Origin of the sequence: Actinomadura gamaensis, assembly GCF_042652125.1 — a bacterium.
Classification (GTDB): Bacteria; Actinomycetota; Actinomycetes; order Streptosporangiales; family Streptosporangiaceae; genus Spirillospora; species Spirillospora gamaensis.
Window position 1 is genome coordinate 161281 of sequence record NZ_JBHSIT010000004.1, and the last position, 17160, is coordinate 178440.

The 17160-nt window shown below is 74.2% G+C and carries 12 protein-coding genes; 2 read left to right on the plus strand and 10 right to left on the minus strand.

The window, feature by feature from the left end; genetic code table 11:
- The 4 genes from ACFPCY_RS14860 to ACFPCY_RS14875 are packed head-to-tail and all read right to left on the minus strand — an operon-like array spanning position 1 to position 7483.
- Complete coding sequence (locus tag ACFPCY_RS14860) at positions 1-2505, minus strand: hypothetical protein (RefSeq protein ID WP_378255416.1); 2505 nt, start codon at positions 2503-2505, stop codon at positions 1-3.
- A complete protein-coding gene (locus ACFPCY_RS14865; protein WP_378255418.1) occupies positions 2502-3761 on the minus strand; it encodes a hypothetical protein in 1260 nt (419 codons plus the stop codon). The genes ACFPCY_RS14860 and ACFPCY_RS14865 overlap by 4 nt, the downstream gene beginning before the upstream one ends.
- Entirely contained in the window at positions 3758-5650 is a 1893-nt protein-coding gene (locus ACFPCY_RS14870) for a hypothetical protein (protein WP_378255419.1), read from the minus strand. The genes ACFPCY_RS14865 and ACFPCY_RS14870 overlap by 4 nt, the downstream gene beginning before the upstream one ends.
- Before the next feature lie 27 nt (positions 5651-5677).
- The gene (locus tag ACFPCY_RS14875; protein WP_378255421.1) at positions 5678-7483 is read right to left on the minus strand and encodes a DUF4407 domain-containing protein; all 1806 of its coding nucleotides are present in this window, start codon (positions 7481-7483) and stop codon (positions 5678-5680) included.
- 535 nt (positions 7484-8018) lie between these two features.
- On the opposite strand from ACFPCY_RS14875, the gene ACFPCY_RS14880 reads away from it, so the two are divergent.
- Positions 8019-8891 carry a CPBP family intramembrane glutamic endopeptidase gene (locus ACFPCY_RS14880; RefSeq protein ID WP_378255423.1) on the plus strand — a complete coding sequence of 291 codons (873 nt, stop codon included), beginning with the start codon at positions 8019-8021 and terminating at the stop codon, positions 8889-8891.
- On the opposite strand, the gene ACFPCY_RS14885 is transcribed toward ACFPCY_RS14880, so the two are convergent.
- A complete protein-coding gene (locus ACFPCY_RS14885) occupies positions 8888-10084 on the minus strand; it encodes a 3-deoxy-7-phosphoheptulonate synthase (protein ID WP_378255424.1) in 1197 nt (398 codons plus the stop codon). The two genes, ACFPCY_RS14880 and ACFPCY_RS14885, sit on opposite strands and share 4 nt — an antisense overlap.
- A 255-nt stretch (positions 10085-10339) precedes the next feature.
- On the opposite strand from ACFPCY_RS14885, the gene ACFPCY_RS14890 reads away from it, so the two are divergent.
- Positions 10340-12847, plus strand: a complete 2508-nt coding sequence (locus tag ACFPCY_RS14890; protein WP_378255426.1) for an AfsR/SARP family transcriptional regulator — start codon at positions 10340-10342, stop codon at positions 12845-12847.
- Positions 12848-12878: 31 nt separating this feature from the next.
- Here ACFPCY_RS14890 and ACFPCY_RS14895 read toward each other — a convergent pair whose 3' ends face one another.
- From ACFPCY_RS14895 to ACFPCY_RS14915, 5 genes are all read right to left on the minus strand, one after another.
- Positions 12879-13709 carry a prephenate dehydrogenase gene (locus ACFPCY_RS14895; protein WP_378255428.1) on the minus strand — a complete coding sequence of 277 codons (831 nt, stop codon included), beginning with the start codon at positions 13707-13709 and terminating at the stop codon, positions 12879-12881.
- Positions 13710-13780: 71 nt separating this feature from the next.
- Positions 13781-14155 (minus strand): chorismate mutase, encoded by a 375-nt coding sequence (gene aroH / locus ACFPCY_RS14900; protein WP_378255430.1) that lies wholly within the window; start codon positions 14153-14155, stop codon positions 13781-13783.
- Positions 14156-14175: 20 nt separating this feature from the next.
- Positions 14176-15501, minus strand: coding sequence for an MFS transporter (locus ACFPCY_RS14905; RefSeq protein ID WP_378255432.1), 1326 nt, complete (start codon positions 15499-15501; stop codon positions 14176-14178).
- Positions 15485-16375 (minus strand): LLM class flavin-dependent oxidoreductase, encoded by an 891-nt coding sequence (locus ACFPCY_RS14910; RefSeq protein WP_378255434.1) that lies wholly within the window; start codon positions 16373-16375, stop codon positions 15485-15487. Before ACFPCY_RS14910 ends, ACFPCY_RS14905 begins: the two co-directional genes overlap by 17 nt.
- A gap of 119 nt (positions 16376-16494) precedes the next feature.
- Positions 16495-17028 carry a hemerythrin domain-containing protein gene (locus tag ACFPCY_RS14915; RefSeq protein WP_378255436.1) on the minus strand — a complete coding sequence of 178 codons (534 nt, stop codon included), beginning with the start codon at positions 17026-17028 and terminating at the stop codon, positions 16495-16497.
- Positions 17029-17160: the final 132 nt, after the last annotated feature.

A 17160-nucleotide genomic window follows, 5' to 3' on the forward strand; every position in this document is an offset into this window, starting at 1 on the left:
TCAGTTCTTGCGGCGGCCGAGCAGGCCCCGGCGGCCCTGGAGGGAGCGGATCTTGGCTTCGATCGCCTCCAGGGTCCTGCGGGCGCGGTCGGTGAGGTCGAGGTCCTCCTGGTCCGCCGTCAGGGACGTCGCCTCGGCGAGGTTCAGGTGGAGGCCGAGCTCGCTGAGCAGGCGGGCGTCCACGGCGTCGCGGAGCTCGTAGCCGAGGCTCGGGGACGCGTCGTGCGCGGTCTTGATGAGGCGGCGCGCCGCCTCGTCCGCCTGGCCGAGGGTGTCGTCGAAGCGGTGGACGGCGAACATGCGCGCTTCGAGGACGGCGGCCAGGAGGGCGGGGCCGGTGAGCGGCCAGGCCGAGCCGTCCAGGTGGCGCAGCAGGGTCATCGGGGCGATGCCGCGCGCGGTGGCCTCGGCGATGAGGCGGCCCACGCCGTGCAGGGACGAGTCGTACGGGACGGCGCACAGGACCGTCCGGTACTCGTCGGCCGCGACGCCCGGGAAGCGGGCGGCGGCGTCCGGCCACCAGCGGCGGTAGACGGGCCAGTCGACCATGTCGGGATTGGCCGCCCGGCCGCGCAGGACGGCCTCGACCATGGCCGCGCGGTTCTGGCCCTCGACCTCGCAGAGCGCCTCGGTGAGCGCGATGACCATGCCGACCTGGTCGGGGTCGCGGGCCCATTTCTGGTCTTTCAGGTGTTCGACCAGCGCGTACTGGACGTGGCCGCCGAAGCGGTGCAGCGACTCGTCGGTGACGAGCTGCCGGAAGGTGGCCGTGTAGGCGTGGCGGTCGGGGGTCTCCAGGTGGACGGGCGCCCGGCCCGCGCTCATCCGCAGGACGTCGAGGACGGCGGCGTCCGCGCCCTGGACGGGCCGGACGTCGTGCAGCCGGTCGAGCCAGTCGGCGCGCTCGGACGCGGGGAGCCCGGTCACCCAGCGGATCAGGACAGCGGCGAGACGGTCGAGGCGTCCGCGCCGGGCCGCCGAGGCGACCAGCAGCGCCACGCAGTCCGCGCCGTGCCGCGCGAACGCGGCGATCTCGCCGAGCGTGACGGTCATGTCGGGAACGCGCAGCGCGTGGAAGGGGTGCAGGAGGCTGTCGGGGGCGACGCCCGCCAGCAGGTCGAGCCAGGCGTCCTCGCGCTGGACGCCGCCCCTGTCGAGGTCGCCTACGAGCGCGCATATGAGGGCGGACTGGCCGCGGAGGGCGCGGAGGGTCGCCGGACGATCGGCCGAGAAGGGGTCCGTCCAGCGTTCGATGAGGTTTGCCGTGGCTTGAATCGGTGCCAAGCCGAGCCTCGGGTCGCGGGAGGTTCCGACCAGTTCCGCTAGGAGTTGGTCGGTGTGGCCAAGGGCTTCCGCTAGGCGCAGGTAGGGAGTGGCGTCTTCCGGAGGAGCGTTCCGGACGCGTCGCAGAACCTGGTCAACGATCGCGCGCCACGGTTCGCTGGGAACGCCCACGCCGAGCTCGCGCCAGACGTTTTCGACGGAGTGCAGTCCCCCGCCTAGGCGAATCAGTGCCGCGAGAAGCAATTCGTGGTCGCTCTTACGCGGAAGCTCCTTGTAGCGTCCGCTTTCCAGCAGCGCCGCGACTTCGGAGGCGTCGGCCTCGTTGCGCCGTACGCGGTCCAGGACGAGAGCCGGACGGTCCAGATCCACCAGCATTTCGTAGGCGCGGCTCGGATCCACGTTCACCATGGAGTCGCCACGGGTGGACAGGTACGCGACCACCTCCAGCAGGCTGCGATGGGCGACCGAGCGGCGCAGCTCGTGCGCGTACGCGACGGCCAGACGCGCGTCGGCGGGCGGCTGCGGCTCCGCGACGCGCCAGTCGAGTTCGAAATCCCCCGGACGCGGCTGGTAGGCGAACGTGAGGCGGATCGTGGAATTCCCTCCGCGCAGCCAGGTCGCGGCGGTGAAGCCGGGACGCCAGCCGAAGGGGAGCAGCGCGGCGACGGCGTCCAGGAAACGGAGCCGGACGGTGTGGTCCAGGTCGTCCGCGCCGGTGATCGTGACGGGGCCTTCCAGGAGCAGCGCCGCGACGGTCGCGGCCCGTCCGAGCCAGTTGCCGTCCTCGATGTCGCGCACGATGTCCTCGGGCGCGTAGGCCGGGACGTCGAGAGCGTTGGGCGCGAAACCGTCCGAGCCGAGGCCGGATACCGCGCGCACGAGGCTCGCATAAGAAACCGGGGTCCGGACGAACTGGTCGTACGGAAAACAGCCGTACCGGGTCCGGACGATAGGACGGCCCGCCGCGTCGGTGTCGTCCGTCCAGTCGTGTATGGCGACGCCAAGGTAACTGCCGCGGTCGTCCACAACCTCGGTGAGGCTGATCCAGGGGAGCGCCTCGGGGCCGCTCCGCTCCGGCGGCGGGTTGCCGAGCGTGTAGCGGTCGAGGATCGCGGTGTAGTCGTCCGGGCCGAAACCGCCACCGCTGCCGAGGATCCCGTAGTCGTCGTAGCTGCCGGGGGTCTTGCCGCGCACGGCCCATCCGGCGGAGAGACCGATCATCCCCCGCTCCCGCTGCCGCGTCCGAAGCCCGGTCCGCCGAGCCCGGGCGCGCCGGACGCGCCGAGCCCGGACGCGCCGGACGACGGCTCGCGGGTGAGGCGGTCCACCAGCCACATGATCGGCTCCATCACGTTGATCGGGCGGACCTTGCCGCGCAGGTGCATCGAGGTCGAGCCGTCCGGATGGGTGCGGCGCACGAGGTTGCTGTAGTTCTCGTCGTCGAACTTGCCGGTTCGCGGATCGATGTAGAAGCCCACGGCGGACGTCACGAAGTAGCGGGTGCGGTCGGGGGAGAAGTGCTGCCTGATCTCGCGGCGGATCGCGTCGATGTTACCGATGCCGTCCGCGCGGCACAGCTCCTCGAAGAACCGTTCGGCGAGTTCGGCGTGCACCGACGGGTACAGGAACTCCGGGTCGGTCACCGACTCGAAGCCGCCGTCGCGGGCGATGTCGCGCACCCACAGGTGGTCGTACTTGGTGATGCAGACGGCCAGGTGGTGCGGCAGGAAGTGGTCGTTCCGGCTCTGCGGCGCGCGCTGGCTGATCTCCAGGATCGTCCGGTTGAAGAACTGGTAGGAGTCGCGCGCCTCGCGCTCGCGGGTCGGGTCGAGCAGCAGGATCAGGCCGCCGCACGCGGCGAGGTGCTCGACCAGCTCGCGCCGGTCCCGGCCGCCGCCCTCCCCGCGCCGGGACGGCTCGGGCGAGCCCGTCGCGAACCGCGGGCCGCCGCCGGACCCCGGCGCCGCCCCGCCGCCGGACGCCGACGACGCGGGCTCGGCCGCCGCGCGGCTGTCGAACAGGCGGCCGGGCGGGTCCACGAAGTCGAGGTTCACCCGGACGGGCACGCTGCGCCTGCGGCCGGGGCGGTACCACTTCGTCCGCTCCCTCACCTCGCGCGTGCCGTGCAGCCGCCAGGACAGCTTCTCCGAGGACGTCGTCGCGGACGGGAACACGCGCTGCTCGCTGAGCTGGTCGGTGCTGGACGCGAGGAACGCGGTCGAGCCGTCGTTCGCGCCGTCCAGCCGCCAGCCCGGCTCCCCCAGGCTCATCGCGATGCGCAGCGCGGCGAGGAACGTCGTCTTGCCGCTCTGCGGCGCGCCCCAGATGCCGATGCTGGTCTGTCCGGGACGCTCGTCCTCCGCCCGCTCGCCCTGCTCCGGCGGCGCGGGCGCGGGGACGGGAGGTCGCGGAGGCGGAGGGGTCGCGGCCTCGGCGGTCTCCGGCCCGGGCGGCGGCGGTGCGGTCGGGTCGGTCATGCGGGATCGCCTTTCACGGGGACGGGTGCCATCAGCGGGAACGGCAGGCTCGCGCCGCCGGGCGGGACGAGCCCCATCGCCTCGGCCAGCGCGCGCGGCGTCAGGCTCTCCAGGGTGGTCCCGCGCAGCGCGCCGAGCGCCGTCCAGTAGTCGCGGTCGGGGTCGGTCGCGCCGTCGAGGACGGTGACGAGCCGCACGCCGGAGCGGCGCAGCGCGTCGGCCGCCGCGCGCCAGTCGTCCTTGCGGGGGCAGGGTTGCGCGAGCTCGCGCAGGCGGTCCTGCCCCTGGCCGCGCGGATGCGGCGGACGCCCCGCGAGGACGGCCAGCACGCGGAACGGCGGATGGCGCAGCTCGTGCAGCCAGCCGCGCGCGTTCCGCTCCCGCTCCAGGAAGTCGGCGATCTCGGCCAGCGCGTCCTCCAGCGGCGCCGCGTCGGACTGGTACGGCTGCGGCCGGTGCGGCAGCGCGGCGAAGGCGTCGAGGGCCTGGTCGGGGTCGGCCCGCCACACGCCCTCGACGACGCCGTCGAGCTCCTCGCCCAGCTCGAACGAGTGCTCGCGGTAGCCGCGCACCGACACCGTCGCGCGCTCCCCCAGGTCGGCCGCGATCAGCTCCAGCGTGCCGGCGAGCAGCGCGCGGCGCGTGGCGGCCGGTCCGGTCGGGCCGCCCAGCTCGACCGCGAAGAGCACCTCGACCGCGGCGGGCGGGGCGGGACACGTGCGCGTCCGCGCGTACAGCTGGTCGAGCGGTCGCGCGTCGGGCCGCAGGTCGGTGAGGTCCGGCCAGCGGACGCGTCCGGGGCCGTCGAACGCGGCGCGCAGCGACAGCGTCCCGCGCGGCAGCCTCGTCGCGAGGACGGAGACGGGCCGCGGCTCGTACATCAGCGCCGGATGCTCGGGCGCCGCGACCACCGCGAGGACGACGTCGTTGTCCGCGCCGCCGGGGCCGCGCGCCACCCGCACCACGGCCTCCTGCCCGGCCATCGTCCCGGCCGGGAACAGCGGGACGAGCACCGGCTGCGCGGCGGGACCCTCGAACTGCCCGACGACCAGCCAGTACGGGGTGCGCAGCGGCATCCGGGCGACCGCGTCCGCCAGCTCGCCGGCGGCGGGCCGTCCGGCGCGGACGACCCGCGCGTCCGGACGCAGCGCGCGCAGCCGGGCGAGCGCCGTCCCCGGCACGGCCCAGCCCGGCGCCGAGTCGACCAGCATCGTGGTGACGTCGGCGGGCAGCCGCTCGACGAGCCGGGCGAGCCCGAGGTCGAGCGCCCCGGCGAGCCGCGCCCGGTCCACGCCGTGCAGACCGCCCGCGAGCTGGAACGCCCGCTCCCCGGGATCGGACGCGAGCGGGCCGCCGCCGGGCGGCGTGGAGGTGAGGCGCTCCCACGGATGGTCCTCGCGCGACCACGGATCTCCCGGACCGTCCACGGCGTCGGGCCGGACGACCAGCACCGACACGCCGTCCGATCCGACGTCGATCAGCACCGGAGACGAGCCGTCATACCGGACGACCTCGTCGAACGCCCACTGCGTCGCCCACGTGGACGGGTCGCGGCTGAGATCGGGACGGCCGAACTGGAGCGTCCAGCGGCCGACCTGCGGCGAGACCGCCGCCGTCGACTGGTCGAGCAGCCGCGCGCGTTCCCGCTCGGCCTCCTCGCGCGCCCGCGCCCACTGCCCGTCGTCCGGGACGCCGCGCACGAACGGCCGCGCCGCATCGCCCGCGCGCGCCGCGGCCCGCAGGTCGTACCGGAGCCGCGCCTCGCTCAGCTCGGCTTCGAGGCGCGCGGCGTCCGAGGTCTGCGGGGGAGTCCAGGAGCATTCCGCGCAGGTGGCGGCGGCTGGGACGGTCCCGCACACCGGGCAGGGAGGCGGCGCGTCAGGTTCCATCGGAGTCCCCCGCCTGACGGATCCGGGTCACCGCCCGTCCCGTCCACCGAACCATCGGGTCAGGTTCCCCAGCAGGCGTCCCCGCCGAGGCCGGGCGGCAGGCGCCGGGTAGGCCCGCTCCCCTGCGGGACGGATCCGGTTGCCGGTCGGACCACCGCTCGGCCCACCGCTCAGACCACTGCTCGGACCGCCGCCCGGACCACCGCTCGGTCCGTCCGGCACGGTCGGCTCCCACGTCAGGCCCGAACCGCCGGCGCGGTTTCCCGCTTCCGCGGCAGGCGGCATGTGGCCGAAGTGCGCGTTCCCGTTCAACCCGAGGCCGCCGGGCCCGTGCCCCACATGCGCAGGGCCGCTCGGCACGTGCCCCACCGGCCCGGGAGCGCCGGGCGCGCGGCCCGCAGGCGTGGGGCCGCCGGGCATGTGGCCCGCAGGTCCGGCCGGGCCGCCCGGCGCGGACTCGAACGGGGCCGGACCGTGGCCGAAGGCGGTGGGAGGGGCGGAACGGGCGAGGCCGCCCGAAGACGCCGCGGGGAAGTGGCCGTTGGTCTCGGCGGCGTACCGGCGGAGCTGCTCGCTCTCCCAGCGTTCCAGTTCGAGCCGCTGGAGCCGCCGCTCCACCTCGATGATCTCGCCGACGGACGTCTCGACCAGCTCGGCGCGGCGCTCCTGGAGGCGGCGCGCGAAGTCGGTGTGGCCGGAGTTCTCCCGCAGCCCGACGCCCTCCTGCTTGCGGACGTGGTCGTCCAGCAGCAGCCGGTCCCGCGCGCGGATCTTCTCCACGGCCTCGTCGTACGCGCCGGGCGGCCCGAACAGCGACAGCACCTTCACGATGATCGGCAGGCACTCCAGGACGGTGATGAACAGGAACAGCAGGAACCGCGCCCACTGGAGCTGGCTCTCGCCCTCCGACGCCCGGTCCAGGCCCTTCAGCCGGATGAGCAGGCCGGTGTTGTTCTTGTTGTTCTTCTCGAACGCGGCGCGGTCGGACTGCTGCCGGTCGCGGAGCGTCTTCAGCTCGCTCTGCACGCCGGGGAGTTTCTGCTGCGCCTGCGCGACCAGCACGTCCTTGTTCTTCGCGGCGGCCTGGTTCAGCGCGGACGACTTCGCCGCGATCCGCTTGTTGATCTGGTCGATCTGCGCTTTCGCCGCGTCCCGCCGCCGGACGAACTTCTGGTAGCGCGGGCCGTCTCCGCTCCGTCCGCTGGTGCCGTTGCAGCGGTCGCCGGTGAGTTCGCACGCGGCCTTGTCGTCGTAGTCGTTGAATTCCTTCTGCAGCGGCGGGAGCTGGGCCCTGAGCTGCTTGATCTCCGGGTCGTCCTCGGGATTGGCGAGGCCGTCGCCGGTGCGCTGCTTCAGCAGCAGCGCCTCCTGCTGCTCCAGCACGCGGATGCGCTGGGCGTCCGGGCCGTTGTCGAGGTTCTGCTGGAACCTCCGGGAGTCCTCGTCGTGGATCTTGTCGACCGCGACCGCGACCTCGTCGTTGAAGATCTGCAGCACCAGCGGCGTCGAGATGATCACGCCGAAGAGCAGGGCCATCGCGACGCGCGGCAGCGCCAGCAGGATCGTCAGGACCTTGCCCTGGCTGCGGGTGAGGGACACGACGAGCCAGCGGTCGAGGTTCAGGATGACCAGGAACCACATCATCGCGAGCAGCACGGCCGCCCACACCGCCGCGCCGACCGCCATGCGCAGCGCGAAGAACATCGACACCGACGCGAGCGTCGCCGTGGTGAGCACCGCGCCGCCGATTCCGACGTATTTGGCGCGGTCGGTCGTCGCGCGCCGCAGGATCTCGGGATCGGCTCCGGACAACCACACCAGGACGTTCTTCATGGGCCCCGTCCGTCTCGCAGAGTCGTCCGTCATGAGACGCCAGTTCCCGGCCTTGGGTTCCGGCGAGTCGCGAAGCAGCCACCGCCGGGCGAGCCATCGGGACGAGCGCTCGCGCTCACCCGCCTCGCGTTCTCGAAACGGAAAGGAAGTCGGCCGGTCGACCGGTGCGTGACGTGGTTCTGGCGGATCGTTCGGACGCGTCACCGCACCCCCGGAATTCCTCGACGGACCGATCGAGAAGCGGCCTACACCCTAACCCGAGCAATTCCGCCGCACACCGGGGAACTTCGACACAGGCGGTGAAGCGTAACCCGAACGTGATACCCGTATCGATTTCCGGTCGTTCGCATCCCCGTCCGATCTCGGCGCGCGCGCCGCCTCCTCTGCGCGGACGGCGCCTCCTCGGCGTGCGCGCCGCCTCCTCTGCGCGGACGGCGCCTCCTCTGCGCGGACGGCGGCGTCCTCCGAACGATGCACGCCAGGTCCGGACGAGCGGAGGAGGCCATGCGGGGAAAGCGCGCAGCAGCATGTGACCATGCTCGATGTCCGTTCGAAACCCGCGACGCGTCCGAGGTCGGCGGGCCGTCTCGTCACGGTCGCGGGGGCGGCCGTGTTCGTCGCCGCGTACGCCTGGCTGATCGCGACCGGGCACACGCGGATCGCCTCGTCCGCCGATGCCGACGCGGATCGGATCTCGCTGTGGGCGGCGGCTCTTCCCGCGCTCGCGGCGATGGCGGTCGCCCGCCTCGTCCCGTCGAGGTCCCAGCCGTTGCCCTCCCCACCGCGCGGTGGCGTAGGCGAAACGGTTGCGCTCGTCGGGTGCGCGGTCGCGATGGCGGTCGCCGCTCTCTTCACCGGGCACGGGCTGGCGCACATCGGGCTCAAGCTGGTCTTCCTGCTGGCCGTGCCCCTGCTCGTCCTCCGCCTGTCGCGCGCTGACCGGGTGGCGCTGCCCGAGGCGAGCCGCCTCGCCGCCGCGCCCGCCGTTCTCGTGTGGTTCGTCCTCGCGCAGCTCAGCCCGCTGCGGATGCCGCTCCCGGACGACCTGCCCGACCCGGTCGCGCTCGTCGTCGGGTCGCTCGTCACGCTGCTGACCGCGAGCGTGCTGGAGGAGTTCTTCTACCGCAGGTGGCTCCAGACGCGCCTGGAGGCCCTGGCCGGACGCTGGGCCGGGATCACGATGGCCGCGCTGCTCTTCGCCGCGATGCATTCGGCGCGCATCGACGCGTCCGCGCCGTTGCTGGGCGTCGCGACCATCGTGGCCGTGCAGGGGATGTTCGGGTTGATGCTCGGTTACGTCTGGTCGCGCTTCCGCGCCATGTGGGCCGTCGTCACCATCCATGTCGCCGCGAATCTGGTGTTCGTCCCGATGCTCGTCGAGCGGCTTCCGCTTCCGGGAACCGTCTAGGCGGCCAGGCGGTAGTACGGCCTCCACGCGCGGACGACCGTTTCGGCCTGGGCGGGGTTGAGGCGCGGGTCGCAGAGCGAGCCGTAGCGGGTTTCGAGGGCGGACGCGTCGGTCGCGTCGTCGATGCATTCGGTGACGTCGTCCGGCGTGACCTCCAGGTGGAGGCCGCCCGCCACCCCGCCCGCGCTGCGGACGGCGTCGCGGAACGCGGTGGTCTCCGCGACGACGGCCTCGACCCGGCGGGTCTTGTGTCCGCTCGGCAGCTTGAAGGTGTTGCCGTGCATCGGGTCGCAGAGCCAGATCGCCGGGTGCCCGGCCTCGCGGACGCGGGCGACGAGCTCGGGCAGGACGCCGGCGACGGTGTCGGCGCCCATGCGGGAGATGAGGGTGAGCCGTCCGGGGACCCGGCCGGGGTCCAGCAGCGAGCACAGTTCGAGCAGGTCGGACGGGGTGCAGCGGGGGCCGATCTTGCACGCGACGGGGTTGGCGGCGCGGGCGAGCAGGGCGACGTGCGCGCCGTCCGGCCGGCGGGTGCGCTCGCCGATCCACGGCCAGTGCGTGGAGGTGAGGACGGTCCCGTGCCGCGAGTCCCGGAGCATCGGCAGCTCGTAGTCGAGCAGGAGCGCCTCGTGGCTGCTCCACAGGACGGCGCCGGAGAGGCCGTTGTCGCGGCAGCCGGGTTCGTCGATCCAGCCGAGGCAGCGCAGCACGCGCCGCGCCGCCTGGTAGCCGATCAGCATGCGCTCCGGATCGGGCACGCGGGCGGCCGCGACCGGCGCCGGGGCGTTCACGAGATGCCCCCGGTAGCTGGGGATTTTTGTGCCGGCCACGGTTTCGAACGATTCCGACCTGGGTTTGGCGAACTGTCCGGCGATGCGTCCGACGCGAACAATCGGGAGGCCACTCCGGTCCGCCATGACCTCGGCGAGCCGGCGGACGAGTTCGGCCTTGCGGGCGACCGGGCCGGCGTGGCATTCGGCGAAGTCCTCGGCGCAGTCGCCGGCCTGGAGGACCAGCGCCCTACCAGCGGCGACCTGCGCGAGACGGGACGACAGGGCGTGGACCTGCCGGGCCGTGACCAGGCCCGGAAGGGCGGAGAGCTTGGCCGAGACGCGGCGCGCCTCGTCCGGATCGGGCCAATCCGGCTGCTGCTCGGCGGCTATTGTCCGTATAGTATTTGCAATAGCAGACATTCCGAATACCGATTTACCTTCCCGTAACGCGCACGTTTTCATCGAGGGGTGACAATTTCACACTGCGTGCCTGCGTGAAGGCGATCTGTGCGTTTTCTCCGACTGTTTCAACGATGACCGATGCGGTTGTCGCCCCCTTGTCCGCGTGTTGTGCGTGCGCCGTCCCGCCGGAACAGCCCGCGCGGACGGCGACGCGGCGGACACCGGCCGCGGTGGCGACCCGCGGTGCGACGGGAGCGAGCAGTGGAACCAGCGGTGCGGTTTGGGATACTCGGGCCGGTCGTGGCCTGGCGGGGGGACGAGGCGGTGCGGATCCCGGGCGTCCGCGCCCGGACGGTGCTGGCGATGCTGCTGCTGCGGCCCCGCACCGTCGTCACGCTCGACCAGCTCGTCGACGCCCTCTACCCGGACGTCGATCCCCCGAAGACGGCGCGCAACCAGGCGCAGACCGGCGTCGCGCGGCTGCGCGCGCTGCTCGGCGACAGCGACCGGTCCGGCGCCGGCCCGCTGATCGTGACGCATCCGCACGGCTACCTCCTGGACGTCGCCGACGAGCGGATCGACGCGTTCGCGTTCAGCGCGAAGGTCGAGCAGGCGCGGCAGACGTTCTACGACGGCCGTCCCGACGCGGCGGCCGACCTGCTGTCCCGGGCGCTCGGGCTGTGGCGGGGCGACGCGCTGGAGGACGTGCCGAGCCAGGTCGTCCGGTCGCAGGCGGTGCTGTGGGACGGCATGCGGGTCGCGGCGCTGGAACGCCGCATCACCGCCGACCTGGAGTGCGGGCGGCACGGCGAGGTCGCCGCCGAGCTGGAGGGCCTGGCCGCGGAGAACCCGCACAACGAGCGGTTCCACGCGCAGCTGATGCTGGCCCTGTACCGGACCGGGCGCTCGTCCGACGCGCTCGACGTGTACGCCCGCCTGCACCGGAACCTGGACGAGCTGGGCGCGGAGCCGGGCAACGAGGTCCGGCACCTCCAGACGCAGATCCTGCGGCACGACTCGACGCTGCTGCCCGCGCCCGCGAGCCGGACCCGCGTCCCCCGGCAGCTTCCGGTGCGTCCGGCGGCGCTGGTCGGGCGCGGGACGGAGGTGGAGGCGCTGGTGCGCGCGCTCACCGACGATCTCGGCGAGCGGATCGTCGCGATCAGCGCGGGCGGCGGGCACGGCAAGACGGCGCTCGCGGTGGAGGTCGCGCACCGGGTGGCCGAGTCCTTCGAGGACGGCCAGCTGTTCGCCGACCTCGGCGGCGCGCGGCGCTGCCCGGTCGATCCGGAACGGGTCCTGGGAACGTTCCTGACCAGTCTCGGGATGCCGCCGGACGAGATCCCCGAGGGCCTCGCCGAGCGCGCGTCGGCGTACCGGACGCTGACCGCCGACCGCCGCCTGCTCGTCCTGCTGGACGACGCGGCGGGCACCGAGCAGGTGCGCCCGCTGCTGCCGGGCGGGCCGGGCTGCCGGGTACTGATCACCAGCCAGTCGAAGCTGACCGTCCTGCCCGCGGTGATGCGGCTCGACCTGCCGCTGCTCACCCCCGCCGACGCGCGGGCGCTGCTCGCCCGGCACGCCGGTCCGGAGCGGGTGGACGCCGAGCCGGACGCGGTGCGCGAGCTCGCGACGCTGTGCGGCGGGGTGCCGCTCGCGCTGGACATCGCGGGCGCGCGCCTCGCGGCCCGCCCGCACTGGCCGATCAGCCGGCTCGCGGCGCGGCTCGCCGACATCCAGCAGCGGCTGTCGGAGCTGTCCATCCAGGGCTGCGAGATCCGGTCCAGCCTGGAGCTCGGCTACGACCCGCTGTCCGAGGACGCCAAGCGGCTGCTGCGCCGGGTGAGCCTGCTCGGCTCGGCGTGCTTCTCGGCGTGGGAGGGCGCGGCGCTGGTCGGCGGAACGGTCCGGCGCGCGGCCGAGGCGCTGGAGGACCTGGTCGAGGCGCACCTCGCGACCGTCGAGGGCATGGACGGCTCGGGCCACTACACCTACACCGTGCACGAGCTGGTCCGGGCGTTCTCCTGGGAGCGGCTGGAGCAGGAGGAGTCGGAGGTGGAACGGGCCAAGGCGCTGGAGCGCGCGGTCGGCGCGGTGCTCGCCGCGACCGACGCCGCGCACGCCATGCTGCACGGCCGCCGCCACGCCAGCCTGCGCGGCGAGGCCCCGCGCTGGCAGCCGCCGGACTCGACCCCGGCGCTGCACGTGACCCGTCCGGCGCAGGGCTGGCTCGCGTCCCGGCTGCCGCTGCTCACCGCGCTCGCCCGGCGCGCCGCCGAGTACCGGCTGAGCGAGGCGTGCTGGGAGCTGGCGGTCGCGCCGCTGCCGCTGTTCGAGACCGGCGACTACTTCCCCGAGTGGGCGGCGCTGCTGGACACGGCGATGGAGTGCGTCCGGCGGGACGGCAACGTCCGCGGCGAGGCGGCGCTGACGCTGTCGCTGGCCATCCGCGCCCAGCTCGCCGGCGACGGCGGCGACGAGGAGCGGCTCCTGCGCGACGCCGCGGACCTGTTCCACCGGCTCGGCGACACCGAGGGCGAGGGGCTGGTCGCGTGGCTGCGCGGCGACGAGGGCACCTTCACCCGCAGCCTCCCGGACGTCTCGGCCGCCTACTCCAGCGCGTCGGAGCTGCTGAAGGCCGAGGAGATCGCGGCCGAGGTCGTCCGGCACGACCTGGCCCGCATCCTGCGCCTCCAGACGGCCGAGGACGCGGGCCAGGTCGCCCGCGAGCGCCTGGAACGAGTCCTGCGCGAGGCGCAGCAAGCAGGCGAGACCACCTAGAGATCCGGCCCGGGCCGGCCCGAGCGGAGGGTCAGCCGAGGCGGGCTCGGCCGGCGGCGCCGCCGGCGAGGAGGGCTTCGACGGCGTCGGCGTCCCCCACGCGCAGGTCGTCGGCCAGGCGGGTGAGCCGGTCGGCGACCTGCCGGACGGCGTCGGCGACCGGGGCGCGGTTGCGGTGGACGATGTGCCGCCAGAGGGTGACGTCCCCGGCGGCGATGCGGGTGGTGTCGGCGAGGCCCCGCCCGGCCAGGTCCAGCGCGAGCGGCGGGGCGTCGAGGAGGGTCGCGGCCAGCGCGGACGCGACCATGTGCGGGGCGTGCGAGACGAGGCCGACGGCGGCGTCGTGCTCGGCCGGGGCGCAGAGGACGGGCCGCGCGCCGGTCGCGGAGACCGCGCACAGCACGGCGTCCATGGCGTCGTCCTCGACCTCGGACGTGGGGCACAGCGCCCAGGGGCGTCCGGCGAACAGGTCGGCGCGGGCCGCGCCCGGACCGGACGTCTCGCCGCCCGCCATCGGGTGCCCGCCGACGAATCGGCGCAGGTCGCAGCCCAGTTCCTCCGCCTCGTCCAGGACGGCCTGCTTCACGCTCGCGACGTCGGTGTAGGCGTCGGCGGCGCCGGTCTGCTGGAGCTTCGCCAGGCATTCGGCGACGACGTGCGGCGGGGTGGCGAGGACGGCGAGGTCCACCGGCGTCCCGTCCCAGGCGCGCCCGGCGCCCCGCCGCTCGGCGACCGCGACCGCGTCCAGGTCGGTGTCGAGGAGCTGGACGTCGTTCCCGCACCCGCTCAGCGCGAGGCCGACCGACGCCCCCAACAGGCCCGTCCCGACGACGAGCACGCGCCGCCCCCGCGCCTCCCCCACGTCCCGCCGCCGCCCACTCGCACACTCCGCAGCGGCGCGACTCGCGTCGGCGCGGTCCGCAGTCACGGGATTCACGTCCGCGGCCCGTGGTGCAGGTCGGGGCGTAGGGCTTTGGTCGCGCCCAGGTACACGTGCTGGATCTCGTCGCGCGCGCACGAGGTCTCGACGTGGACGAGGACCCGGATCACGCGCGGCATCGCGCCGGGCACCTCCATCTCGCGGACGCACATGAGCGGCACGTCCGTCAGACCGGCCTTGCGCGCGCCCAGCGCCGGGAACTCGGCGTCCAGGTCGCCGGTCGCGGAGAGGATCACGCTGATCATCTCCTCGCCGGTCAGGCCGTTGCGCACCATCAGCTCGGTCACCAGCTCGGCGGCGGCCGCCGTGATCTCCTCGGGCAGGTCGGCCGCCGCCTGGACGGCCCCGCGTATCGCTCGCACCGGCATCACGATCACCTCCAGCGTTCTCAGCGCAGCCGTACGGCGTTGGTCTCGGGCATCCGCGCGTACGCGGCGAAGCTGATCGCGGCGGCGAGCGCGACGTACGCGCCGAACCAGGCGCCCTGCCCGTGGTGGGCGAGGACGGCGTCCAGCAGCGGCGCGGTGCCGCCGAACACCGCGACGACCAGCGCGTACGGGACCGCGATCCCGGCCGACCGGACGAGCGCGGTCGGGTACTGCTCGGCCATGACCGTCGCGGCGATCGCGCCGTACCCGGCGAACGCCCACAGTCCGAGCATCTCGATGACCAGCAGCGCGCCGAAGCCGCGCGGCGGGACGGCCAGCGCCGGGACGGCGATGACGACCGTCGCGGCGGCGAACGCCAGCAGCAGCGGCCTGCGCCCGAACCGGTCGGACAGCCGTCCCGCGATCGGGACGGCGACGAACATGGTGGCCTGCGCGATCGAGTTCGCGGCGAGGGCCCGTCCGGCGCTCAGGCCGCCCTCGGTCATGGCGAGGCCGGGCAGTTGCAGGACCCAGGTGGAGAAGACGATGGTCGGCGCGAGCGTCATCGCGGCGATCCGGAGCGCGGGCCGCCGGTGCTCGCGCAGGAGCGTGCGCAGCGGACGGTCCACGCCGTCCTGCGCGGTGAACAGGAAGCTCTCGGCGAGCTTGCGGCGCAGCACGATCGCGGCGATCCCGGCGAGCCCGCCGGCGGCGAACAGGATCCGCCAGCCGAACGCGTGCATCTCCGCGCGCGTCAGCGTGGCGGACAGGCCGGTCGCGGCGAGCGCGGCGGCGAGTGTCCCGAGCACGGTGGACTGCTGGAACACCGCCGAGTACCGGCCGCGCCGCGCCGCCGGGGCGGTCTCGGCGAGGTAGGCCGCCGCCGCGCCGACCTCCCCGCCGGACGACGCGCCCTGCGCGCAGCGCAGGACGAGCAGCGCGAGCGGCGCGGCGATCCCGATCGTCCCGTACGTCGGGATCACCGCGATCAGCACGGACGCCACGCCCATGATCGAGACGGACACGGTCATGCCGGCGCGGCGTCCGCAGCGGTCGGTGAGCCGCCCGAGCACCGCCGCGCCGACCGGACGCGCCAGGAACGCGACGGCGAATGTCGCGAGCGCCGCCATCAGCGCCGTCGCGGGCTGCCCCTTCGGGAAGAACGCGTGCGCGAACATCGGCGCGGCGAACGCGTAGACCGACCAGTCGTACCACTCCAGCGCGTTCCCGGCCGCGACCGCCGCGAGCGCGCCGGTCGTGACCCGGCCCGGCTTCGCGGCGGGCGTCAGGCCCTCGACGCGCGGCGTGAACTGCGGGTACGGGGGCCGTTCAGGTACTGCGGCCACGGTCCACCTCCTCCCGGACGGCCGGGACGACCTCCCGCGCGAACAGCTCGATGTCGCCCGGACGCCCGGACGCCAGCACGAACCCGGACACGCCGAGGTCGAGCGCCAGCTCCGCGAGCTGCTCGGCCCAGACCTTCGGCGGCCCGTGCAGGAAGCCGCCGGACGCGCCGGACGTGAACACCCCGTCGATGTTGTAGAGGCGGCGGACGGCGGCCGGGTCGCGTCCGGCGGCGGTCGCGGCCTCGTCCACCAGCGGCGTCGCGGCGGCCATCTCGCCCGGTCCCATGTACGCCGACGACGGGATCCAGCCGTCGGCGAGGCAGCCGATCAGGTTCAGCGTCCGCGGCCGGTACCCGCCCAGCCAGAGCGGGACCTCGACGCGCCGGCCGAGGATCGGCGGGGCGTCGCGGAGCCGGTAGAACTCGCCCTCGACGGTGTGTCCGGGGCGTCCGTCCAGCAGGCCCCGGACGACCCGGACGGCCTCGTCCAGCGCCTGGACCTGCTGGCCGGGCGTCCAGGACGGTCCGCCGAGCGCGGCGATCCCGCCCTGGTGCGCGCCGGAACCGAGGCCGAGCGCGACCCGTCCGCCGCTGATCTCGGCGAGCGTCGCGGCCCAGGACGCGAGCGTGACCGGGCCGCGCAGCGGCAGCGACGCCACGTCCGGGAACACGGTGAGCGTGCGGGTGGCGAGGGCGATCTGGGTGAGCAGGGTCGGGGTGTCGGCGAAGCCGGGATGGTACGGATGGTCCTGCATGCCGACGAGGTCGAGCCCGGCGCTCTCGGCGAGGCGGACGTTCTCCAGGGTGCGCTGCATGTCGGCGACGGCCGGGGACAGGAACACGCCGAACAGCAGGTCGTGCCGGTAGTCGGGCATCGAGGGTCTCCAGATGTGGGGTCGGCGGGGAGGGAACAGCCGATGTCGGCGGGGAGGGATCAGGTGACGTCGGCGGGGAGGGATCAGGTGACGTCGGCTGCGGGGTCGGCGAGGAGGGGTCAGGCGATGTCGGCGTAGGTGAGCCGCACGAGCGTCGGCGTCAGGTGCGTCTCCTCGTACTCCAGGTGGGCCGAGAGCAGCTCGGCGACCTCCCCGACCTTCGCGAGCATCTTCGGGCCGAGCGACGGGTCGCCCGGCAGCAGCCGGATCATCTGCTGGAGCTGGTCGAGGTGCTCGACGAGCCGTCCGTGCTCCTCGACGAGCTGCTTGATGCGCGGCGCCAGGTCCGGGTTGCGCTTCTGGAGCACGGGGAACATCGAGGCGTCCTCGACGGTGTGGTGGCCGTGCACGAAGGAGCAGAACTGGGCGCAGTAGCGGGGCAGGATGCGCTGCCAGTCGCGCTGGCGGAAGGCGTCCATCGCGCCCTGGAGCCTGCCGCGGGCGGCGGCGTCGCCGCCGATGCCGTCCACGACGGCGGTCACCAGGCGGCGGAACTCGTCCATGTCGCGGCGCATCTGGTCGTGGATGACGAACAGCCGCTGGGCGAGTTCGACGCCCTGGGGGTTGGCTCCGGGAAAGTCCAGCTGGGGCATGGCGGGTTCTCCTCCTCGTCGGGGGCGGCGGCGCGGGGCAGTCGCGGCGCCGCCCGCTCGCACGCACGCACGCGGTGCTTGCACGCACGCGGTGCTCGCGCGGTCCGGGCGGACCGCGCGGGGCTCGGTCGG